The sequence below is a fragment of the Bacillus sp. B25(2016b) genome (genome assembly GCF_001679765.1).
GTDB lineage: Bacteria > Bacillota > Bacilli > Bacillales > Bacillaceae_G > Bacillus_A > Bacillus_A thuringiensis_K.
The window spans coordinates 3768787-3789402 of the sequence record NZ_CP016285.1 but is presented as its reverse complement, the minus strand read 5'-3'; the positions used below and the strand labels follow the sequence as shown (position 1 = coordinate 3789402).

The following is a 20616-nucleotide window of genomic DNA, read 5'->3' as shown; positions in this document are numbered from 1 at the left end:
TCTCCTTGGCTTTTTTTACTATTTTTTGTTTATAATAATAATGGGTGAAATTATGATTAGAATTTGTGCAGTAACAAAAACAGATGAAGTATTATATGATGTTTCTCTAGAAGAAACAAAGAAAGACCATATTGTATGGTATTGGCTAGATTTATATAAGCCAACGAAAGAAGAGTATACATATATTCTGCAAGACCATTTTAAGTTCCATCCCCTTGCAATTGAAGACTGTATAGAATATGTACAGAGGCCAAAAGTTGATTTTTATGATGGATATAACTTTTTAGTTCTTCATGCATTTGGGGAAGATGGACTAGAACCGCACGAAATCGATTTATTTATTAGTGATCGTTATATTGTTTCTTTCCACTTTTCTCATAACAATGCAATCGAAAGAGTATGGAAAACACTTGGAGAAAAGAAGCGTATTAAAAATAGTCCTTTACACGTAGCTCATACAATTATCGACCAAATTGTAGATGACTATTTTGCGCCTGTATATTACATTGAGGATCATTTAAATGCAATTGATGATAATTTAACGGGGGAGACAGCAGGAAGTGTATTAGAAGAGGTATTTGATATACGTGCAGATTTATCAAAGCTAAGGCGTACAATCATTCCGATGCGTGATTTATTATATCGTATTTTAAATTCGACTCGTTTTTACGGTATAAGCGATCATGAAATTTACTTTAAAGATATACATGATCATTTGCTTAAACTAACAGAAATGATTGAGGCAAGCCGAGAGTTAACAGCAGATATTCGGGATAGTTATTTTTCATTAAACTCACATCATATGAATAACATTATGAAAACATTAACTGTATTCTCGACTATTTTCATGCCATTAACATTTATTGCGGGAGTATATGGAATGAACTTTACGCATATGCCAGAGCTTGGTGGACAATATAGTTATTTTATTTGTCTACTTATCATGGCACTAATTGGCGGGGGAATGATGGCCTGGTTTTATAAAAAAGGATGGTTTAAGTAAAAAAACACCGAGGATTTCCTCGGTGTTTTTTCTTAACCAATAGCATGTAATACAAACATAGCTAAGAATAAGCATGTAATGATATACATAGATGGTGCGACTTCTTTACGCTTTCCAAGAGCAACTTTTAAGATAGGGTAAGCAATAAATCCGAACGCAATGCCATCAGCGATACTATATGTGAGCGGGATCATAACGATAATTAAGAATGCTGGAAATCCTTCTGAAAAGTCATTCAGAGGAATTTGTTGAATGCTTGTAATCATTAGACCGCCAATAATAATTAAGATTGGTGCAATGGCACTATCAGGAATTAATTTGACAAATGGAAGAGCAAACAGTGATGCAAAGAATAGCAACCCAGTAACGATAGACGTCAGACCTGTCTTACCACCTGCAGTAATACCTGCGGCACTTTCTACTGTTGAAACGGTAGGACTTGTGCCAAATAGACCACATGTCATTGCTGAAATTGCATTGGCTTGGTAAGCACGTGGGAATTTACGATCATCTTCTAATAAACCGTGCAGAAGTCCCATATTCTCAAAAATAAGCACCATGCTTAAAGAGAATGTTGCAATCCAAAATGGTAAGGAAGAAAGTTTCTCAAATGACATAGCTCCAAACACATCACCGTAATTAGCGAATGAGAATGAACTATTTCCCACTTGACTCGTATCCACAAGACCAAATAGCCATGCGATACCAGTTCCTATTGCAATCGTCCATAAAAAGTTTCCACGTACGTTGCGAATAAATAATACAAGTGCAATGATAAGAGTAAGTAATGTCGCAAGAACGACAGGATTACTTAATTTCCCCATTGCCACAGCAGTATTTGGGTTCGAAACGACTAAACCACCTTTTTGCAATCCGATAAACGCTAAAAATAATCCGATGCCGACAGTAATCGCTTCCTTTAATGACTTTGGAATTGATACTGATAGCACGCGAGCGATTGGTGTAAAAGCGGCAATTGCAAAAATAATACCAGAGATAAAGACAGCAGCCAAAGCTTCTTGCCAAGTTAGTCCAAGCGTATGCACAGCTGTGTACGTAAAGAATGCATTTACACCCATACCCGGGACAAGAATAGCAGGTGCATTTGCCCAAAATGCCATGAGTAGACATCCGACAAATGAACTAAAAACAGTTGCTAAAATTCCAGCTTCAAGAGGAATGCCAGCATCTGATAAGATTGACGCATTTACAATCATAATATATACGATTGTGAAAAATGACGTAACTCCAGCTAAAACTTCTTGTTTTGGTGATGTTTCGTGTAAACCTAATTTAAATGTTCTTTCAAGTATTCCTTTCATGTTAAACCTTCTTTTTCATATCCCTCTCCCACCCGTGATATCTCTTTTGTAAGAGCTCACCGTTCTTTATTATATCAGAACATCATGTTTTTACAACAAGTAAAATGATAACGTTTACTTATAAAGAGAATTCGTTATAAATACGTAAAAATAGCCCGTATGGATGAAATGATTTCTAATTCACCCGATTGAATGGGCGGGGCTGCTTGTGCATGTAAAGTAGCATAAGACGTAACCTCCCTTGGTAATTGGGCAGATTCTTCAACGAATGAGAGGGGAACAGGATTAATATTTAAATTATATGTACTCGCAATAGCACGAGCTTTTTCTACTGCTTGGTGCAGAGCTTGAATGAGAGCTTGCTCATAATATTTATTTGGATGAGATACTCGGAAACGTAAACCTTTTGCTACATTTGCGCCATTTGAAACGGCTATATCATATACTTCCCCAGCTTTTTGTACATTTAAAACGGTAATTTCATACAAATGCTCCACGCGGTATCCTTGTAGCAATGCTTTATCATTTACATATTCGTATTGAGGAGTGATCGTATAAGAAATCGTTTCTATATCTTTATCGGCAATACCAAGCTGTTTAAGTGCATCCAGCAATTGTTTGGATTGCACTGCATTTTCTTCTTGAGCCTGTTTTACATTTTTATCATCTGTTCGAATGCCAAGCGTTAATATAACAACATTCGGTTTTGCTTTGACAATGCCTTCGCCTTGTACAGTAATAGTAGCTTCTTTACCAGTATTAGCAGTGCGTACGTTGTGTAAATAAGGATTCATTCCACCCTGCATTTTCCATCACCATCCTTTTTATATGTATATGTGTGAACAAAAAAGAAATTTATATGAAAAAAGTTACATAAATGAGAATGTTGAGGAAAGAAAGCATATACAACATAGGTATTTATAGATTATAATATGTGTAAATATGATAAAAAAGGGACGAGGCTATTGAACGAAAAAAGAGAAACGCTGATTTTAGATTTATCTGCATCATTTCGAAAAATGATACGTTTATTACAAAATGATATTAATACACGTTTTGCAGAACATATGCCATATAATGAATTTTCTGTATTACGTGCGTTATTTTTAAAGAGTCCACAGATGGCTTCGCAAATTGCGAGTGAAGTAAACGTAACCTCCAGTCATATTACAGCTGTTACAGATCGTCTCGTACGAAAAGGATTAGTAGAAAGAAAACGTTCTAATTCAGATCGTCGAATCGTGTACTTAGAAATTACAGAGCACGGAAGAGAAGTAACTGAAAAACTTGAAGCTGTGCGTAAAGAATATTATAAAGAGAGATTTAAAGGTTGGAGCGACCAAGAAATAGAAATGGTCTTAGAACTATTTGGCCGCGTATTATAATAAATGAGGATAGGAAGCGAAAGCATTCCTATCCTTTTTCTTTTGAATAAAAATATTTTGAAAATCCGATACTTTAATTAAAAGATCGGAGGAAAGATTATGAAATATATTGCTGCACTTACCATTTTATTTGGTGGTTTTTTCTATTTTCAAACATTCACGTACGCAGATACGCCTATCCAAGTGGTGCGAAAAGAAGTGAAGTATATTGAAAACGACAATACAGTTTTATATTCGAAATTATGGGTTCGTTCTATGCAAAACGCAGTATTATTCCACCATAGCGATAATATTCGTAATCAGGACACATTACGTAATGTAACAAGTTCATCGCTTGTTAAAGCGAAGCAACTATCTTTTCAGAAAGCGGCCCTCTATATACCGAGATTATCGCAATACGTATCAAAAATAGGAAAAGAAAACATTCAAGTGTACTACATTGCGATTCACTATAATGTGAAAAAACAAAATGCATATCAACTAGATGGTATGAACTATTTTCTACAAGTATTCGTGAAAGAGCGTGGGGAATGGAAAATTGCCGAAAGTATAGTTGCACCGACAGAGCAAATTGTGCAAAATGGTGATGGATTTGGGATGAAAGAAGAGATGGTGTATGGGGATAGGAGAGAGAATGTGAAATAACCTCTTTATTTAGATAGGGACATATATAATAAAAAGCATTGCTCTTGTGCAATGCCTTTTTATTTAGTTCATATAAGAGTTAAATAATTCATAACATCTTTCTTTTGTCAGCTTCTCTTAATGCCATTGTTCCGTGTTTATAGTTTCACATCTATAATGCTTTTTGAAACATGTATTCATCATCTTAATGTATGTTTATTTCCCTCCAAAAGCAAACTTCAATTTTAATAGACGTGTAAAAATGAAGTAACTTATGATAGCGAATAGGAAAAATCCAACATAATAAGACAGAAGTGCATCTCGTCCACCTAATATTCTACCGCCAAGCAGTCCGAAGCATAGAACAGTGCAAATCATGAACCATTTTTGCAAGTTAGGAAACAATAGTATTTTTCCGTTTTGTTCGTTTGGTGTACGTGTGTATAGAAAGGTTGCCATTGATAAAAAGATAATGATGTAAGCAAATGGTGTTAATAGTGTCCAAGGAGAAGGTACAAAAGTATGCTCCATTGGATTGTCCTGTGGTACACTAGAAAGTTTATTGCCATAGTTATCAAATGTTTCTATCGGGTGGTAATCATAAGTAATAGAAAAAGATTCTAATGGTGAAATGATGTCTATATGTTGTAAGTACTCATGAGTACGTTGCTCTATTTCTCCCATTGCATCTAAAGACCATTGTGTATGGGAATAAATGAATCCGGAAATTAACAATCCAAAACCGTATGGTAAAAATAATAGAATGATAGTTAAACTACTTTGAGAGAATATATGTCCAGTAATGGTTCCGATAAATAAGGTGAATGTATAAATAGCGATAAGTACAACCGTAGCATATAGAAAGTAACTATAGAACGGAGTAAAGATTTGATACTCATTGTGAAACGACATGTTCTTTATTCCGTACATACTAAGCCAGCAAACAATTTGCACTGTAATAATATTCAAAACACCAAGCCACCATTTTGTTAAAAAAATATCTTTTCGTTTAAAAGGCATCGAGAAGAGAAAATCAGTTGATTGATTGTTACGTTCCCACCCAATTAAAAGACAAGCAAGTGCAATAAGAGTAAATCCTTGAAAGAGGACGGCACCATCAGATGCATGAAAATAGTAGGAGTAGTAATATGCATAGTCATCAAACTTCATTTTTGATTGTTTTAGCTGCATTTGCGCTTCTTGATAATATTTATAAGGTAGTTGATATAAACTAATTAACCAAAATAATAGAATTATATATTTTCCTTGCTTCCATTGCCTTATCCATAAAGCTTTATGAAACATGCGAATCCTCCTCAAACGTTGTGATAAAAATATCTTCGAGCGACATGGCTAATTCTTCAATGAGCAGTGGCTGTTCTTTATGAAACTTTTCTAATGTAGCTGCCACATTTCCCTCAATTAAGATTGTATATACTTTTCCCGTTTGGTTTAATATTTTAATATTGCTTAAGTTTTCTAGTTTTTGAGGTAATGAGCGTTCATAGGCTACTTGGATTTTAGCAAATTGTGATTTTGCATCGTCTAATGATGTAATAGAAGATACGGTATGTCCTTTTAACATAATGATTGTATCTGCAATTTGTTCTACTTCATCTAAATGGTGAGTGGAGATGAAAATGGTAATTTCTTTTTCTGCAACTTCTCCAACGAGAAACTGTAAAATCTGTCTTTTAACGATAGGATCCAGCCCGTTTGTTGGTTCATCTAAAATAATATATTCTGCCTGTGCAGCAACAGCTAAAATGATGGCAAGCAGTGCTTTCATTCCTTTTGAATAACTACGAATTCGTTTGTTTGGTAAGTTAAAACGTTCTAACAGTTCATAGAAATATGCTTCATTAAATGCGGTATAAACTTCTTTATAAAACTTTAAGATTTCTTTTATCGTATAGCCGTTCAGTATATTAGTAGAATCAGGAACATATACAATTTTTTGCTTTATTTCAGGAAACTGATGAATGTTTGTATCTTCATATGTAACAGTTCCCTCGTCTGGGTCTAAAATACCGACCATCGTTCGCAATAAAGTTGTTTTTCCCGCGCCGTTTCTTCCGAGTAATCCGATGATACTCCCTCTTTGCAATGTGAAAGAAACATCGTCTAAAATTGTTTGATTATCAATTGTTTTCTTCAAGTTTGTCACTTTCAACATCCGCATTCCCTCCAATCTCTTTATAGTATGAATCTATCCAATCATGAATTTTATCTTTCGTAACACCAAGATAAGAGGCTTCTAATAGTAATTGATGAAATTGCTTTTCAACCATAGCGATTTTCCTTTCGTCTAATGTTGGGGTAATCGATTGAGATACAAATGTTCCTTTTCCTCGTAACGTTTCAATAATTCCTTGTCGCTCTAACTCTTGATACGCTTTACTCACTGTATTTGGATTTATAACGAGTAAAGAAGCGAGTTCGCGTACAGAAGGAAGTTTATCACTTGGAGCCAACATGTTTTTCAATACGAGTTCTTTTATATTTTGAACAATTTGTTCCCATATCGGAGTGTTGCTTCTTGGATCAAGTTGAATATGCAAGAGCAATGTCTCCTTCCTCATATGTATTAAGTGTACTACTTCGTGTAATACACTTAATACAATATAGGGGATGAATGTGTTTGTCAACTGAAAATGTTAGAAAAATTTGGTATTAAAAAAGGGTAAATTGGAAAAAATAGGTCTGATATAGAATGGAGGGTTAGTCATGAAGCGAGTTTTTGGAATACTTGTTTGTTTCATGTTATTGCTTTCTGGAACTTCAGTGAGTTTCGCACAATCTGAGAAAACGAAGCAGGAGAAAACAGAAGAAACAACACCGAAGTTAGCGGAACAAGCGTCGTCAGCAATCGTAATTGAGCAAGATACAGGTAAAGTTTTATTTGATAAAAACCCAAATGAAAAATTACCACCTGCTAGTATGACAAAGATTATGACAATGCTTTTAATTATGGAACAAGTTGAAAAAGGAAAACTAAAACTGACCGATAAAGTTAGAGCGAGCGAACATGCAGCTTCAATGGGTGGATCGCAAATCTTTTTAGAACCTGGGGAAGAGATGACTCTAAATGAGATGTTAAAGGGTATTGCAATTGCATCTGGAAATGACGCATCTGTTGCAGTAGCCGAGCATATCGCAGGTTCAGAAGAAGGATTTGTAAATATGATGAACAAAAAGGCGAAAGATCTAGGGCTGAAAAATACACATTTTCAAAACCCGACAGGTCTTCCGGCTAAAGACCATTATTCCACAGCAAATGATATGGCTATAATGGCGAGAGAATTGATGAAGTATCCACTTATTCGTAAATACACAGGTAAGTACGAAGATTATTTACGTGAAGATACGGATAAAAAGTTTTGGCTCGTTAATACGAATAAGCTAGTACGTTTTTATCCTGGCGTAGATGGAGTAAAAACAGGTTTTACGACAGAAGCGAAATATTGTTTAACAGCATCGGCTCAAAAAAATGGCATGCGTGTCATTTCAGTTGTCATGGGAGCACCAACATCAAAAGAACGGAACAACCAAGTGACGAAGCTTCTTGACTATGCATTTGGACAATATACGACAAAGAAATTGTATACGCGCGGCGAAAAAATTAAGACAGTTCAAGTAGGGAAAGGGAAAAAAGAAAAAGTAGATTTAGTTGCATCAGATAATGTTTCTCTTCTTATGAAGAAGGGCGAGAATATGGACAAGGTAAAACAAGAAGTAATTGCTGAAAAGAAAGTAAAAGCACCGATTAAAAAAGGTGACGCGCTTGGTACACTTGTTATTAAAAAAGATAAAGATGTTTTATTAAAACAAACAATTGTAGCAAAAGAAGATGTTGCTGCAGCGAGCTGGTGGGAGTTATTTAAAAGAAGTTTTGGGATGTTTTCAACATCAAAATAGCGGCAAATATTTTGCCGCTTTTCTATTCGTATGTAAGTGAATAATGCTGAAAGGTTTCACTTTATGACGAAATAGTTCTTCTTTTGTCAGCAGGAAGGATTCTTATTTTGTATCACGAAAATCTTTATGTATGTGAAAAAGTAAAGTTTGAGCATAAGGAGGAAATCGTGTGAGTCTTTCCATGCAATTAGAAGTGAAACGTGACGTCCTATGTGTGAGACTAGAGGGTGAATTAGATCATCATACGGCTGAAGAGTTGCGAACGAAAGTAACAGATATGATTGAGACACATGGTGTTCATCATATTGTTTTGAGCCTAGAGAACTTATCGTTTATGGATAGTTCTGGTCTAGGTGTTATATTAGGCCGATATAAACACGTAAAGGGATTAGGTGGAGAAATGGTTGTTTGTGCAATTTCACCGCCTGTTAAGCGTTTATTTGAAATGTCGGGCTTATTCAAAATCGTTCGCTTAGAAGAAAGTGAAGCGCACGCGCTCGCGACGTTGGGGGTGGCATAGATGAGAAATGAAATGAACCTTCAATTTTCAGCATTAAGTCAAAATGAATCGTTCGCTCGCGTTACAGTGGCGGCTTTCATTGCACAACTAGATCCAACGATGGAAGAATTAACGGAGATTAAAACAGTTGTGTCAGAAGCGGTTACAAATGCAATTATTCATGGATACGAAGGAAATGCAGAAGGTATTGTTTATATTTCTGTAATTTTGGAAGAAGCAATGGTGAAACTCACGATTCGAGATGAAGGGATTGGAATCTTTAACTTAGATGAAGCGAGACAACCCCTTTTTACAACTAAACCTGAATTAGAGCGTTCCGGAATGGGATTTACTATCATGGAAAATTTTATGGATGAAGTAGAAGTTATTTCAAACGAATCTTTCGGGACAACAATCCATTTGACAAAATACTTATCAAATAGTAACGCTCTATGCAATTAAGGAGAATAGCCTATGGACATAGAGGTCAAAAATGAGAAGAAGAAACCTCAGTTAAAGGACCACGAGCTAAAAGCGTTAATTCAAAAAAGTCAAGATGGAGATCAACAGGCAAGAGATACAATCGTTCAAAGTAATATGCGTCTTGTTTGGTCGGTTGTACAGCGGTTTCTTAATCGAGGATACGAACCAGACGATCTATTTCAAATTGGATGTATTGGGCTCTTAAAATCGGTAGATAAATTTGATTTATCTTTCGACGTGAAATTTTCAACATATGCAGTTCCCATGATTATTGGAGAGATACAACGTTTTTTACGTGATGATGGATCAGTGAAAGTTAGTAGGTCTTTAAAAGAAACAGGGAACAAAATTCGAAAGATGAGAGATGAGCTTTCGAAAGAGTTCGGAAGGGCTCCAACGATTAATGAAGTGGCAGAGGCACTAGAACTAACGCCAGAGGAAGTTGTTCTAGCGCAAGAAGCGAGCCGTGCTCCTTCATCTATACATGAAACTGTATATGAAAACGACGGCGATCCAATCACTATTTTAGATCAAATTGCAGATCAATCTGAAACGAAATGGTTCGATAAAATTGCTTTAAAAGAAGCGATTAGAGAACTAGATGAACGAGAGCGCTTAATTGTATACTTGCGTTACTATAAAGATCAAACACAGTCAGAAGTAGCAGAGCGCATAGGCATTTCACAAGTACAAGTTTCAAGACTTGAAAAGAAAATATTAAAACAGATGAAAGATCGAATAGACGAATAATTGTCTATTCGATTTTTTTATGCCGTTAATAGGAGAGAGATGTTAATTTTCGAAAAAATTAACAGAATTTATTGATAATTTAGTCAATTTAAAATATAATCCAAGTATGAACTTGTCATAAAGGGGGAAGGAAACATGGAAACGAGGCAACAATGGGGAACGAGAGCTGGATTTATTTTCGCAGCGGTCGGATCTGCCGTTGGATTAGGAAACATATGGCGTTTTCCTTATACAGCGTATGAAAATGGAGGAGGAGCATTCTTTTTACCGTACTTATTTGCATTATTAACGACTGGTATTTCATTGTTAGCGTTTGAGTTTGCCCTTGGTCATCGTCATCGTGGTTCAGCACCACTTACATTTTTCCGTATTAGCCCGCGTGCCGAATTTATTGGATGGTGGCAAATGTGCGTAACATTTATCGTTTCAACATATTATGCAGTGATTATTGCTTGGTCTATATCGTATACATACTTTGCAATTACTGGAGCATGGGGAAAAGACACGCAATCATTTTTATTTAAAGAGTACTTACATGTTGCAGATAAGCCAGGACAATTTGGAGGACTTGTACCGGAAGTATTAATTCCGTTAGCTCTCGTTTGGATTATTGTGCTTGGCGTTGCATTTAAAGGAGTTAAAAAAGGAATCGAAGTGGTTAACCGTATATTTATTCCTTTATTAGTTGTTATGTTCCTTATTATCGTGGTTCGTGCAGTGACGATGGAAGGTGCTATGCAAGGACTAGATGCATTCTTTAAACCAGATTGGAGTCGTATTTTTGATGGGAAAGTATGGCTTGCTGCTTATGGTCAAATATTCTTTAGTTTATCTTTAGCATTTGGAATTATGATTACTTATTCTAGTTATTTACCGAAAAACTCGGATACAACAAATAATGCCTTTATTACTGGATTTGCAAACTCAGGATTTGAATTATTAGCAGGTATTGGGGTCTTTGCAGCTCTTGGGTTTATGGCAAATAATATGGGAGTACCGGTTGATAAAGTAGCAAGTGCTGGCGTTGGGCTTGCGTTCGTAGTGTTTCCGCAAATTATTAATGAATTACCGATGTCACCGTTGTTTGGTGTATTATTTTTCTTATCGTTAACGGTTGCTGGAATCACATCACTTATTTCACTCGCGGAAGTATGCTTTGCTGCTGTGTCTGAAAAATTCAGTTTAAGTCGGGAAAAAACCATTGGAATTATGGGAACCCTTCTCGTGTTAGTTTCTCTTGCTTTTGCAACACGTGGTGGGCTTATGTTCTTAGATGTTGTCGACTATTTCGCTAATAATTTCGGATTAATTACAATTGCACTTGCGGAAGTAGTGACGATAGGGCTCATTTTACGTCGTTTACCAGTTTATCAAAATCATGCAAACTTTGTATCTGACATTAAATTAGGAACGTTTTGGAGAGTGAGTTTACTCGTTATTACTCCGCTTATGTTAGGGTATATGCTAATTGATGGTACAATCCAAAATATTAAAAAGAACTACGGAGATTATCCGACTGAGTTTGTTGTAACGTATGGTTGGTCGATAGCAGTAGCCTTCCTTATTGTTGCGTTAATTATTAGTCTAAAGAAATGGGATGCACAAATACATTCGGATTCTGCAAAGCTTGAAAAAGAATGGAAAGATCGAGGTGTTTCATAATGAGTGGATCAGCGATTATGATGATGGTTATTGGAATCGTAGTCATTTGGGGAGGGCTTGCATTAAGTATTGCAAACTTATTTAAGAAAAAGGCATAAGTAAAAACATCTGTACCGAAATGGTGCAGATGTTTTTTTATGAAAAAATTGTATTAGAAAAAAATTCAATAACCATACTACAACTACGAGGAAGAGTGAAGGGGTGAATGAAAGTTGGAACAAACGATTTATATTAAAATGCGCAATCGTTTAAAAGTTTCTCCTACTTATGAAGTAAAGCTGGGTGATGTTGCTCAACTTGCCGGAGATTCTTCCGTAGTTGAGTTGTTACAAAATGAGATAGTTTACAAAATAACAGTGCATGATAAGACTCATGTTGTAATTGATGTTATGAAAGTAATTGAGATTATTCAACAGAAAGCATCTCATGTACAAATTAATTTACTCGGTTCTGGACAAACTCTTGTTGAAATTATATACGAAAAAAAGAAGGCACAACCAATTTTTTTCGGACTTGTATGGTTGTTACTTTTCATTGGAGCGGCCCTTGCGATCATTTATTTCCATGAAGATGTAAGTATGCAACAAGTACATCAACGGTTATATTACATGATTACTGGAGAATTTAATGCGCAACCACTTTTATTTCAAATTCCTTATTCTTTAGGCCTTGGCTTAGGAATGGTTTTATTCTTTAATCATGTATTTCAAAAACGAATTAATGAAGAGCCAAGTCCGCTAGAAGTTGAGATGTTTCAATACCAACAGTCACTTGATCAATATGTAATCGTTAATGAAAACAAGGATAATATGAAACAACTTACCGATGATTGAGTCTGGATTTGTTATTTTAATTGGTTTAGCTGGAGGGATTGCGGTAGGTAGCGGATATGTCGCATTTTTAGCTGTACTTGGTATAATCCCCCGTTTAGCTCAATTAACGAGAAGTGGAAAGCATATTCAATATTTTGAGTGGGCGGTCATTGCAGGTACGTTAACAGGGGCTTGGTGCAGTTTGAAAAATATTACATTTCAAACGTCGCAATATTGGCTCGTTATATTAGGGATATTTTGTGGCACGTTCATCGGAATGCTTGCTGCGGCATTAACAGAGGTGTTAAATGTTCTACCTATTTTAGCGAAACGAGTAGGGGTAGAGGGGAAGATTATTGTTTTACTCGTTGCTCTTGTACTTGGGAAAGTAATAGGGTCGTTGTTTCACTGGATTTATTTCGTAAGGTAGGAGGCAGTATATAAATGACAAGTCAGAAATTGAAGGATGATTACATAAATAAAGTGAAGAAGTATCATCCAAAGCCAAACTATTTACTAAATTGTATCAAAGCATTTCTTGTAGGTGGACTCATTTGCACAGTTGGAGAAGTATTGATGAAATTGTATATACATTATTTTCACTTCAGTGAACAAGAGGCAGGAAACCCAACTGTTGCAACTCTTGTTTTAGTATCAGCGATTTTAACAGGATGTGGTGTATATGATAAAATCGGTCAATTTGCTGGAGCAGGATCAGCGGTACCGGTAACAGGATTTGCAAATTCTATGGCGAGCGCTGCCTTAGAACATAAGAGCGAAGGGGTTGTTCTAGGGATTGCTACAAATATGTTTAAATTGGCAGGAAGTGTGATTGTATTTGGAGTTGTTGGTGCATATATCATTGGGTTAATAAGGTATACCTTTAAAATTTTTATGTCTTAAAGGAGGGGCTAGTATGAGGTTGACCGGAAAACAAACGTGGGTATTTCAAAATGATATATATGTAAATGCAACGGGCACTGCTGTCGGTCCGAAAGAAGCTGAGGGCCCTCTTGGAAAAAAATTTGATATTTCATATGATGACTTACATTGTGGAGAGGAAAATTGGGAGCTCGCCGAACGAAGGTTAATGTCGGACTCAATTCAACAAGCAGTGCAAAAAGGGAATATAAAAACATCGCAAATTGATTTCTTTTTAGCGGGAGATTTATTAAATCAAACAGTGACAGCGAATTATGTTGCGCGTAAGTGGGGTATTCCTTTTTTAGGAATGTTTAGCGCTTGTGCGACGTCTATGGAGACTTTAGCAGTTGGCTCAGCTTTTATAGACGGTGGATTTGCAAATCGTGTCTTAGCTACAGTAAGTAGTCATAATGCAACGGCTGAAAGACAATTTCGCTATCCAACAGAGTACGGTGGACAAAAGCCAGGGACAGCAAATTCAACTGTGACTGGTGCAGGATCTATATTAATTAGTAATGAAAAAAGTGCAATTAAAATTACGGCGGCTACAATCGGAAAAGTGCAAGATTTAGGAATCACAAATCCTTTGGACATGGGGGCAGCGATGGCTCCAGCAGCAGCTCATACAATTCAACAGCATTTTGAAGATTTGAGAAGAAGTGCTGATGACTATGATTTGATTGTTACGGGTGATTTATCAGCTGTTGGGACGCCGATTGCGAAACAACTTTTACTTGAGGAAGGTTATGATCTTGGGCATATATACAATGATTGTGGATTGATGATTTATGAATCAAGTCAAGAAGAAGTGTTTGCAGGTGGTAGTGGTTGCGCTTGTTCAGCGGTTGTCACATATGGTCATTTATTACACGAGATGCAAAAAGGGAATTTACAACGAATTTTTGTCGTTGCGACTGGTGCATTATTAAGCCCGATGATGATGCAACAGAAAGAGACGATTCCAACAATTGCACATGGTGTTGTATTTGAGAGAGTTAAAGGAGAGTGAATTGTGGACTTTATATACGCATTTCTTGTAGGTGGAGCTATTTGTGTAATTGGGCAACTATTGTTAGATTTCGCAAAGTTAACACCAGCTCATTTAATGGCAACTTTTGTAGTCATCGGAGCAATATTAGATGGATTTGGCTTGTACGATAAACTAATAAAGTTTGCAGGTGCTGGAGCCACAGTCCCTATTACAAGTTTTGGACATTCACTATTGCACGGAGCAATGCATGCAGCAGAAAAACATGGATATTTAGGAATTGGTATTGGCATGTTTAGTTTAACGTCTGCGGGCATTTCCGCAGCGATATTGTTTTCATTTTTTATAGCACTTATATGTAAACCGAAAGGATAAATCAAATGAGACGAAGGGTTGTTTTGGTCACAGATGGAGATGAATATGCAAAGCGGACAATTGAGCTTTTAACGAAGGAATTTGGGGGTAGGTGTATTTCAGCATCACAAAGTAATCCAACCAAATTGACAGGGAAAAAAGTTGTTGAGCTTATTATGCAAACGCCATATGACCCTGTATTTGTCATGTTTGATGACAGTGGATTTATTGGAGAAGGATCTGGTGAAAAGGCTTTAAAATATGTGGCTACCCATAAACAAATTGATGTGCTTGGCATTTTAGCAGTAGCGTCTAATACGCATCATTGGGAATGGGCACGCGTAGATGTAAATGTAGATCGGAACGGGAACTTAACCGAATATGGTGTGGATAAATTTGGACTTCCAGATGGTGAAATTGGCAGAATTAGCGGAGATACAATTTATTGTTTAGACGATTTGAATGTTCCTGTCATCGTTGGAATTGGTGATATTGGTAAGATGTGTGGAAATGATGAATGGGAGAGAGGATCACCAATTACAAAAAAAGCAATTCAATTAATTTTGGAAAGGAGTGGATTTTATGACGAAGCCTAAAAAAGTGGATATCCCAATTTCATCTTTCATAAGTGATAATGAAAATTACTTAAAGCAAACAGCTGGACTGGGTGTTACATACGATGTTGGCATTCGTAAATTTCAAATTTTAAATAAAGAAATTGGTGTGTTGTTTGTAAATGGACTCTGTGATACGAATTATATTATCCCTATTTTAGAAGAAGCGGTGGATACAAATGAAATAAGGGATGTAGAAGAAGATACAGTGAAGCTTCTAGAGAATCGTTTAATTCATCAACAAGTAAGTAAAGTGAAAACGATGGATGAGGTAATGCTCCAAGTATTATCAGGACTCATCGTTATATTTGTGGAAGGTGAAACGGAAGCGTTCGCAATAGATGTTCGTAGTTATCCAGGGCGGACTCCGACAGAACCAGATACAGAAAAGGTTGTACGTGGTGCAAGGGATGGGTTTGTTGAAAATATCGTTGTAAATACAGCGTTAATTCGTAGAAGAATACGTGACCCACGTCTTCGAAATGAAATGATTAGAGTAGGAGATAGATCGCAAACGGATATTTGTATTACGTATGTACAAGATGTTGCAAATCCGGATTTAGTTAAGATTATAAAACAAGAATTAAATAACATCGATGTCGATGGAATTACGATGGCTGATAAAACAGTGGAAGAATTTGTTGTAAAGCAAAGCTATAACCCATTCCCACTTATTCGATATACAGAAAGACCAGATGTAGCAGCAAATCATTTATTAGAAGGACATGTGTTAGTACTAGTAGATACATCACCGAGTGCTATGATTACTCCAACAACATATTTCCACCACTTACAGCATGCAGAAGAGTTTAGACAAAATCCGGCTGTCGGGACATTTTTACGCTGGGTACGCTTTTTAGGTGTCTTATTCTCCTTATTTTTACTACCGTTTTGGTTAGTGTTTGTATTTGACCCAACTCTTTTACCAGAAAATCTTGCTTTCATCGGACCGACTAAGATGACGCATTTACCAATTTTATTACAGGTAATAATGGCAGAGGTCGGACTTGAATTTCTAAGGATGGCAGCCATTCATACTCCAACGCCGTTATCGTCTGCAGCAGGATTAATTTCCGCCATATTAATTGGTCAAATAGCAATCGATGTAGGTTTGTTTGTACCAGAAGTTATTTTGTATGTTGCGGTTTCTATGATCGGTGCATATGCAACACCGAGTTATGAATTAGGACTCGGAAATAAGGTTGGAAAATTGTTTGTTATTATTTTGACAGGTCTCTTCCAGGAGATGGGATTTGTAATTGGTATGACGATATTAATTTTATTTTTAACGTCTATAAAAAGTTTACAAACACCTTATTTATGGCCATTTTTACCATTTGATTGGGGCGCGTTAACAAAAATTTTACTCCGTCCAACGATGTCTAGTTTAAAAGTACGACCAAGTATTGTAAGACCTCAAAATGTAAAAAGACAAAAATAAACGGGATTATACACCCGTTTATTTTTTTTTAGCAAAAATTTATTATTTTTTAACAAAAATCAAACATTTTTTGTGTACACTTAGAGTAGATATTGTGTATGGAAGGGGAAGAGGACATGATTAAATTATTTGTAAGTGATTTAGATGACACGCTCGTTTACGATGTGAATCATATGCAAAAAGAAGATGAACGTGCGCTGTGTTGGTTAGCTGAGAAAGGGACAAATATTTGTTTTGCCTCTGGCCGTTTTACACACAGAATTGATGAAGTTGTAAAAAGGTTTTCATTCCCATATTACACAACTGGCTTAAATGGAGCGACAATGTTACTTCCGGATGGGAATTTATTTCATGAATCGAGTTTTGAAAATACGGTTGCCCAGGAAATATATCAATATATACATAAAAAAGGACTAGCGGATATTGTTTGTGGAAATGAGCAGCGATATACAAAAAGGAAGAATGAACATCACCATAAGTTTGAAGCGTATATGGGCGTGCATATTGCTGAAATTGAAGCGTTAGAAGAAGAGTTTGGTAAGACTGTACACCCTGCAAAATTGTTTGTTTTTGGAGAAGAAGAGAAAATTGTGACGTTAGATCAAGAGCTACGAGATACGTTTCAAGGCGAAGCGGAAGTTTTTATATCAGGTAAACGCTATGTTGATATTATGCCAAGAGGGGTGAGTAAGGGGAGTGCTCTAAAGCGACTAATGGACCATTTGCAAATTGAAGCAAATGAAGTTGCTTGTATTGGAGATTCTTTCAATGATATTTCTATGTTTGAAGTAACCCCGCATTCATTTACTCTTCATCATGCCCATCCATATGTAAAGGAGAAAGCAAATCATATAGTGCGTTCTGTTGAAGAGGCTGTTATGAAATTACCGTTACTTGTATAAAAAAGAAGCCCGTCACTGACGGGCTTCTTTTTACTTGAATAAAGATTTAACAAAATCAATGATACTTGAGAAGAAATCTTTCACTTTATCTAGAAAACTTTGTCCTTCTTCAGAACCTAAGAAGGCAGAAACGTGTTCTTTTGCTTTGTTTAATTGACTACCAACTTGATTCCAATCAATATTAAGATTTTTCATTTTATCAAATAACGATACTAAGTTATCTAACTGTTCATCTGTCAATGTAATGCCGAGTTGATCAGCAATTTTTTTAATTAATGAACGTAAATCTTCTGTTGTTTTTGGCTGTTCTTTTGCAATTTCTTCTTTAATTTTTGCAACAAGTTGAACTGCTTTTTCTTCACCAATTTTATCACCAAGCTGGGCTGTTTGTACCATTTCTTCATTCGCTACTTTTTTAACTTCTTCAGGAATTTGTTTATTGGACGCAGTTTCGTATGCTTTCATTAATCCAGTTAAAGCTGCAGTTCCTGAAACTTTAAAAGGTGCAGTAATTTGAATTTCTGCATCTTTTACACCTGCTGTAATCAAAGCGTTAGTGTACATTGCATCTGTTACCCAGTTAATGTTCTTTGATCGTACAATAAGACCAGATCCTGGTTTTGTGTATGTAATCATAGAAGAAGAAATTGCTCTCGTACCAATTTGTGCTTTTGGAACAATGCCTTCTAGAAATTTATGTTCTTCCGCATTAGATACAGTAATAATTGTAGCATCTTTCGGTGCTTTCATTTCTTTTAACAGATCTTGTTTTTGTTGTTCAGATAAGTTCTCTCCTAATGTAACAATTGATTCTCCCTCGATGATGTCTGCAAACGAAGCTGTTGGCATCATAAATACCGTTACAGCTAATAGCAGAGCTAGTAATTTCGTTTTCACGAAAAATCGCTCCCTTTCTCTTTCTAAAATTTTCGGGCAACAAAGTTATTATAGTATATATTTCTTATTTGTCACCTGACTTTTTCCACATTTCAAAAAAGAAGTATCTAGATTGTCGGATTCTTTTTGTTTCTAGTCATGAATGTGGTAATATAGTGCTGAGATAGTTGAAAGGAGACATATACGTATGAAAACTTTAGGATACATATTAATGGAAAACGGTGAAAAAATCGACTTGGAATTTTTCCCAGAAGAAGCACCAAAAACAGTAGAAAACTTTAAAAAATTAGCAGAGCAAGGATTTTATGACGGTGTTACATTCCACCGTGTTATTCCTGGCTTCGTAAGCCAAGGTGGAGACCCAACAGGTACAGGTGCAGGTGGCCCAGGTTACTCTATTCCATGTGAAACTGATGGAAACCCTCATAGACACCTTGTAGGATCACTTTCTATGGCTCACGCTGGCCGTAACACAGGCGGTAGCCAATTCTTTATCGTTCATGAGCCACAGCCACATTTAGATGGTGTTCATACTGTATTCGGTAAAGCAACAAGCGGTATTGAAACAGTATTAAAAATGCGTCAAGGCGATGTAATGAAAGAAGTTAAAGTTTGGGAAGAATAAGGTAAGGAAAAAGAGAGCTTTTGCTCTCTTTTTTATTTTTAATGAAATCGAGTACTTCTTCTACAGCTCATCATACAAGTAGTGTTGTTGCTAAAATATATTGCTTGTGAGAACAAACCTTTAACAAATTACATAGAATACATTACATTACATTATATGTTTCAACAAATATTTTTTGTTATATTAATTTTGCTAGAATTGTGCTGCTTTAGAGTAACTATGAATGAAGTGATGTTGAATGATATGTTTCTTTCCATTCCATATAAAATTTTCTTTTTTTAACTCTATTTATTAAAGGAATAGTGCTGAAACATAGATTTGACTTTCTTCTTTTCGCTTTGTATGATTATCAAGTTGTTTTAGACTCTTCTCACTCTGTTGAAAATATTGTAAAATGAATGTGATATGAAAAGAGTGATTGAGGGGATTACTAGTTTGTAACTTTTGTAAGAAGGGATAAGGGTTATGTTAATTCGTTTTAAAAAAAGTTATGAAAAAATTGCAATGGGGCTTCTTTCGTTTATGCCAACTGAAAAAGATGTGAAAACATTACAATTGACAATGAAAGAATATGAAGCAAAAGATGATTGGCAATTGTATTTGTGGAAAGAAAATGAAGATTTTGTTGGAATAATGGGGATTGTAAAAAAAGAGAATCATGTATTAGAAATTCAGCATTTGAGTGTGAACCCGTCTCACCGTCATGTGGGGATTGGGACGAAGATGGTTCAAGAGTTAAAGAGTAAATTTCTTGAGTTTACAATTTGCGGAAATGAGCAAACGGCAAGTTTTTGCGAAAAATGTAAAGGGCTAGAACAAAATATACATTCGTGAAAGCAGAGATAAGTAGTTTATTATCTCTGCTTTCTTTTTTGTAATTGTTCGTATCGTTCAGTAATGACCTCTGTGCGATCACGCAAAGTGTGCTTGTTTATAATATATTCACCTGGGATAGCATTCAAGTCTTTCCAAGAGAGGTTTTGTTTTTGACATAACTCTATGCACTGCTTCTCTAACAATGGATCTGATAAGGGTAAAAATAAAGGTACAAAACGTTCTTTTTTATGGATAGATTGCAATCTTTCATTGAGCAAGGAAAGAAGTTGTACTTGATTAATTCCTAAACGTTGTAAAGGCACACCGCTTTTTTCTAAAATTGTGATTGCGCTTTTCATCATTTTTGTGGAACCATTCCAGTTAGCACGTCTTTGGTGGTATAAAGAAACTGCAATTTGAATGAGACCAACTAAGTAATGATCTCGATTAGCTCTTGGTTTTGTCTTCCAGTACTCTTCTAGTATTTCGTGACATTCAAAATAGTCATAATCTCCATGGAAATGAATTAAAAATTGTATGTATTCGGTAGGATACATGTTTTTTCGCCCCTATCTAACGGTTATACATATAAGTGTA

Annotated in this window: 26 protein-coding genes; 19 read left to right on the top strand and 7 right to left on the bottom strand. The window is 35.8% G+C overall.

What is annotated here, in order from left to right; genetic code table 11:
- Positions 1 to 40 precede the first annotated feature (40 nt).
- On the top strand, positions 41 to 1003 hold the full coding sequence (corA, locus tag BAQ53_RS19235; protein ID WP_002000765.1) for a magnesium/cobalt transporter CorA: 963 nt from the start codon (positions 41 to 43) through the stop codon (positions 1001 to 1003).
- Positions 1004 to 1035: 32 nt separating this feature from the next.
- On the opposite strand, the gene BAQ53_RS19230 is transcribed toward corA, so the two are convergent.
- Together BAQ53_RS19230 and BAQ53_RS19225 are read right to left on the bottom strand one after the other, a co-directional pair.
- Positions 1036 to 2325, bottom strand: a complete 1290-nt coding sequence (locus tag BAQ53_RS19230; RefSeq protein WP_000676239.1) for an NCS2 family permease — start codon at positions 2323 to 2325, stop codon at positions 1036 to 1038.
- Positions 2326 to 2459: 134 nt separating this feature from the next.
- Positions 2460 to 3131, bottom strand: coding sequence for an SIMPL domain-containing protein (locus BAQ53_RS19225; RefSeq protein WP_001161437.1), 672 nt, complete (start codon positions 3129 to 3131; stop codon positions 2460 to 2462).
- A gap of 159 nt (positions 3132 to 3290) precedes the next feature.
- Here BAQ53_RS19225 and BAQ53_RS19220 point away from each other — a divergent pair, with 159 nt between their 5' ends.
- Both BAQ53_RS19220 and BAQ53_RS19215 read left to right on the top strand, forming a co-directional pair.
- Positions 3291 to 3710, top strand: a complete 420-nt coding sequence (locus BAQ53_RS19220; protein WP_001003305.1) for a MarR family winged helix-turn-helix transcriptional regulator — start codon at positions 3291 to 3293, stop codon at positions 3708 to 3710.
- Positions 3711 to 3809: 99 nt separating this feature from the next.
- Complete coding sequence (locus BAQ53_RS19215; protein ID WP_061884545.1) at positions 3810 to 4355, top strand: hypothetical protein; 546 nt, start codon at positions 3810 to 3812, stop codon at positions 4353 to 4355.
- Between the two features lie 195 nt (positions 4356 to 4550).
- Here BAQ53_RS19215 and BAQ53_RS19210 read toward each other — a convergent pair whose 3' ends face one another.
- From BAQ53_RS19210 to BAQ53_RS19200, 3 genes are read right to left on the bottom strand one after another with little or no spacing between them, the layout of a single operon-like run.
- On the bottom strand, positions 4551 to 5639 hold the full coding sequence (locus BAQ53_RS19210; protein WP_000468498.1) for an ABC transporter permease subunit: 1089 nt from the start codon (positions 5637 to 5639) through the stop codon (positions 4551 to 4553).
- Complete coding sequence (locus BAQ53_RS19205) at positions 5629 to 6510, bottom strand: ABC transporter ATP-binding protein (RefSeq protein ID WP_208906174.1); 882 nt, start codon at positions 6508 to 6510, stop codon at positions 5629 to 5631. The genes BAQ53_RS19210 and BAQ53_RS19205 overlap by 11 nt, the downstream gene beginning before the upstream one ends.
- Positions 6476 to 6895 carry a GntR family transcriptional regulator gene (locus tag BAQ53_RS19200; protein ID WP_000548037.1) on the bottom strand — a complete coding sequence of 140 codons (420 nt, stop codon included), beginning with the start codon at positions 6893 to 6895 and terminating at the stop codon, positions 6476 to 6478. The genes BAQ53_RS19205 and BAQ53_RS19200 overlap by 35 nt, the downstream gene beginning before the upstream one ends.
- Positions 6896 to 7061: 166 nt before the next feature.
- Between BAQ53_RS19200 and dacF the strand changes: the two genes are divergently transcribed.
- From dacF to BAQ53_RS19130, 14 genes are all read left to right on the top strand, one after another.
- The gene (dacF, locus tag BAQ53_RS19195; protein WP_000831991.1) at positions 7062 to 8252 is read left to right on the top strand and encodes a serine-type D-Ala-D-Ala carboxypeptidase DacF; all 1191 of its coding nucleotides are present in this window, start codon (positions 7062 to 7064) and stop codon (positions 8250 to 8252) included.
- A gap of 169 nt (positions 8253 to 8421) precedes the next feature.
- Entirely contained in the window at positions 8422 to 8772 is a 351-nt protein-coding gene (spoIIAA, locus tag BAQ53_RS19190; RefSeq protein WP_000059135.1) for an anti-sigma F factor antagonist, read from the top strand.
- Positions 8773 to 9213 carry an anti-sigma F factor gene (spoIIAB, locus tag BAQ53_RS19185; RefSeq protein WP_001243398.1) on the top strand — a complete coding sequence of 147 codons (441 nt, stop codon included), beginning with the start codon at positions 8773 to 8775 and terminating at the stop codon, positions 9211 to 9213. It begins immediately after the preceding gene.
- 12 nt (positions 9214 to 9225) lie between these two features.
- Positions 9226 to 9984 (top strand): RNA polymerase sporulation sigma factor SigF, encoded by a 759-nt coding sequence (gene sigF, locus BAQ53_RS19180; RefSeq protein WP_000350729.1) that lies wholly within the window; start codon positions 9226 to 9228, stop codon positions 9982 to 9984.
- Positions 9985 to 10119: 135 nt separating this feature from the next.
- Positions 10120 to 11646, top strand: a complete 1527-nt coding sequence (locus BAQ53_RS19175) for a sodium-dependent transporter (RefSeq protein WP_000450085.1) — start codon at positions 10120 to 10122, stop codon at positions 11644 to 11646.
- Positions 11646 to 11744 (top strand): methionine/alanine import family NSS transporter small subunit, encoded by a 99-nt coding sequence (locus BAQ53_RS19170; protein WP_000016826.1) that lies wholly within the window; start codon positions 11646 to 11648, stop codon positions 11742 to 11744. Before BAQ53_RS19175 ends, BAQ53_RS19170 begins: the two co-directional genes overlap by 1 nt.
- 114 nt (positions 11745 to 11858) lie before the next feature.
- Positions 11859 to 12479, top strand: a complete 621-nt coding sequence (locus BAQ53_RS19165) for a stage V sporulation protein AA (RefSeq protein WP_000438370.1) — start codon at positions 11859 to 11861, stop codon at positions 12477 to 12479.
- Complete coding sequence (gene spoVAB, locus BAQ53_RS19160) at positions 12472 to 12888, top strand: stage V sporulation protein SpoVAB (RefSeq protein ID WP_000572937.1); 417 nt, start codon at positions 12472 to 12474, stop codon at positions 12886 to 12888. The genes BAQ53_RS19165 and spoVAB overlap by 8 nt, the downstream gene beginning before the upstream one ends.
- Before the next feature lie 14 nt (positions 12889 to 12902).
- The gene (gene spoVAC, locus BAQ53_RS19155; RefSeq protein WP_000203814.1) at positions 12903 to 13361 is read left to right on the top strand and encodes a stage V sporulation protein AC; all 459 of its coding nucleotides are present in this window, start codon (positions 12903 to 12905) and stop codon (positions 13359 to 13361) included.
- 13 nt (positions 13362 to 13374) lie between these two features.
- Positions 13375 to 14391 (top strand): stage V sporulation protein AD, encoded by a 1017-nt coding sequence (gene spoVAD, locus BAQ53_RS19150; protein ID WP_001241159.1) that lies wholly within the window; start codon positions 13375 to 13377, stop codon positions 14389 to 14391.
- Between the two features lie 3 nt (positions 14392 to 14394).
- Complete coding sequence (spoVAE, locus tag BAQ53_RS19145; RefSeq protein WP_000345907.1) at positions 14395 to 14745, top strand: stage V sporulation protein AE; 351 nt, start codon at positions 14395 to 14397, stop codon at positions 14743 to 14745.
- Between the two features lie 5 nt (positions 14746 to 14750).
- Positions 14751 to 15320 carry a stage V sporulation protein SpoVABEA gene (spoVAEA, locus tag BAQ53_RS19140; RefSeq protein WP_001254412.1) on the top strand — a complete coding sequence of 190 codons (570 nt, stop codon included), beginning with the start codon at positions 14751 to 14753 and terminating at the stop codon, positions 15318 to 15320.
- Positions 15307 to 16779: a spore germination protein SpoVAF gene (spoVAF, locus tag BAQ53_RS19135; protein WP_000165589.1), complete on the top strand. Its 1473-nt coding sequence runs from the start codon at positions 15307 to 15309 to the stop codon at positions 16777 to 16779. The genes spoVAEA and spoVAF overlap by 14 nt, the downstream gene beginning before the upstream one ends.
- A 98-nt stretch (positions 16780 to 16877) precedes the next feature.
- The gene (locus BAQ53_RS19130) at positions 16878 to 17681 is read left to right on the top strand and encodes an HAD family hydrolase (protein WP_061884543.1); all 804 of its coding nucleotides are present in this window, start codon (positions 16878 to 16880) and stop codon (positions 17679 to 17681) included.
- 30 nt (positions 17682 to 17711) lie between these two features.
- Here the strand turns inward: BAQ53_RS19130 and BAQ53_RS19125 are convergent, their stop codons facing one another.
- On the bottom strand, positions 17712 to 18578 hold the full coding sequence (locus BAQ53_RS19125; protein ID WP_000850515.1) for a DUF1002 domain-containing protein: 867 nt from the start codon (positions 18576 to 18578) through the stop codon (positions 17712 to 17714).
- Between the two features lie 187 nt (positions 18579 to 18765).
- Between BAQ53_RS19125 and BAQ53_RS19120 the strand changes: the two genes are divergently transcribed.
- Both BAQ53_RS19120 and ribT read left to right on the top strand, forming a co-directional pair.
- Positions 18766 to 19203 carry a peptidylprolyl isomerase gene (locus tag BAQ53_RS19120; RefSeq protein WP_000853782.1) on the top strand — a complete coding sequence of 146 codons (438 nt, stop codon included), beginning with the start codon at positions 18766 to 18768 and terminating at the stop codon, positions 19201 to 19203.
- Positions 19204 to 19668: 465 nt separating this feature from the next.
- A complete protein-coding gene (gene ribT / locus BAQ53_RS19115; RefSeq protein ID WP_000908399.1) occupies positions 19669 to 20037 on the top strand; it encodes a GNAT family N-acetyltransferase RibT in 369 nt (122 codons plus the stop codon).
- A gap of 20 nt (positions 20038 to 20057) precedes the next feature.
- Here ribT and BAQ53_RS19110 read toward each other — a convergent pair whose 3' ends face one another.
- A complete protein-coding gene (locus tag BAQ53_RS19110) occupies positions 20058 to 20576 on the bottom strand; it encodes a DUF309 domain-containing protein (protein WP_208906173.1) in 519 nt (172 codons plus the stop codon).
- Positions 20577 to 20616 lie beyond the last annotated feature (40 nt).

Coding starts and splice junctions, on each gene's coding strand:
- corA (WP_002000765.1), top strand. CDS start 41: ATGGGTGAAATTATGATTAGAATTTGTGCAGTAACAAAAACAGATGAA.
- BAQ53_RS19230 (WP_000676239.1), bottom strand. CDS start 2,325: ATGAAAGGAATACTTGAAAGAACATTTAAATTAGGTTTACACGAAACA.
- BAQ53_RS19225 (WP_001161437.1), bottom strand. CDS start 3,131: ATGCAGGGTGGAATGAATCCTTATTTACACAACGTACGCACTGCTAAT.
- BAQ53_RS19215 (WP_061884545.1), top strand. CDS start 3,810: ATGAAATATATTGCTGCACTTACCATTTTATTTGGTGGTTTTTTCTAT.
- BAQ53_RS19210 (WP_000468498.1), bottom strand. CDS start 5,639: ATGTTTCATAAAGCTTTATGGATAAGGCAATGGAAGCAAGGAAAATAT.
- BAQ53_RS19205 (WP_208906174.1), bottom strand. CDS start 6,510: ATGTTGAAAGTGACAAACTTGAAGAAAACAATTGATAATCAAACAATT.
- dacF (WP_000831991.1), top strand. CDS start 7,062: ATGAAGCGAGTTTTTGGAATACTTGTTTGTTTCATGTTATTGCTTTCT.
- spoIIAB (WP_001243398.1), top strand. CDS start 8,773: ATGAGAAATGAAATGAACCTTCAATTTTCAGCATTAAGTCAAAATGAA.
- sigF (WP_000350729.1), top strand. CDS start 9,226: ATGGACATAGAGGTCAAAAATGAGAAGAAGAAACCTCAGTTAAAGGAC.
- BAQ53_RS19175 (WP_000450085.1), top strand. CDS start 10,120: ATGGAAACGAGGCAACAATGGGGAACGAGAGCTGGATTTATTTTCGCA.
- BAQ53_RS19170 (WP_000016826.1), top strand. CDS start 11,646: ATGAGTGGATCAGCGATTATGATGATGGTTATTGGAATCGTAGTCATT.
- spoVAB (WP_000572937.1), top strand. CDS start 12,472: ATGATTGAGTCTGGATTTGTTATTTTAATTGGTTTAGCTGGAGGGATT.
- spoVAC (WP_000203814.1), top strand. CDS start 12,903: ATGACAAGTCAGAAATTGAAGGATGATTACATAAATAAAGTGAAGAAG.
- spoVAD (WP_001241159.1), top strand. CDS start 13,375: ATGAGGTTGACCGGAAAACAAACGTGGGTATTTCAAAATGATATATAT.
- spoVAEA (WP_001254412.1), top strand. CDS start 14,751: ATGAGACGAAGGGTTGTTTTGGTCACAGATGGAGATGAATATGCAAAG.
- spoVAF (WP_000165589.1), top strand. CDS start 15,307: ATGACGAAGCCTAAAAAAGTGGATATCCCAATTTCATCTTTCATAAGT.
- BAQ53_RS19130 (WP_061884543.1), top strand. CDS start 16,878: ATGGAAGGGGAAGAGGACATGATTAAATTATTTGTAAGTGATTTAGAT.
- BAQ53_RS19120 (WP_000853782.1), top strand. CDS start 18,766: ATGAAAACTTTAGGATACATATTAATGGAAAACGGTGAAAAAATCGAC.
- ribT (WP_000908399.1), top strand. CDS start 19,669: ATGTTAATTCGTTTTAAAAAAAGTTATGAAAAAATTGCAATGGGGCTT.
- BAQ53_RS19110 (WP_208906173.1), bottom strand. CDS start 20,576: ATGTATCCTACCGAATACATACAATTTTTAATTCATTTCCATGGAGAT.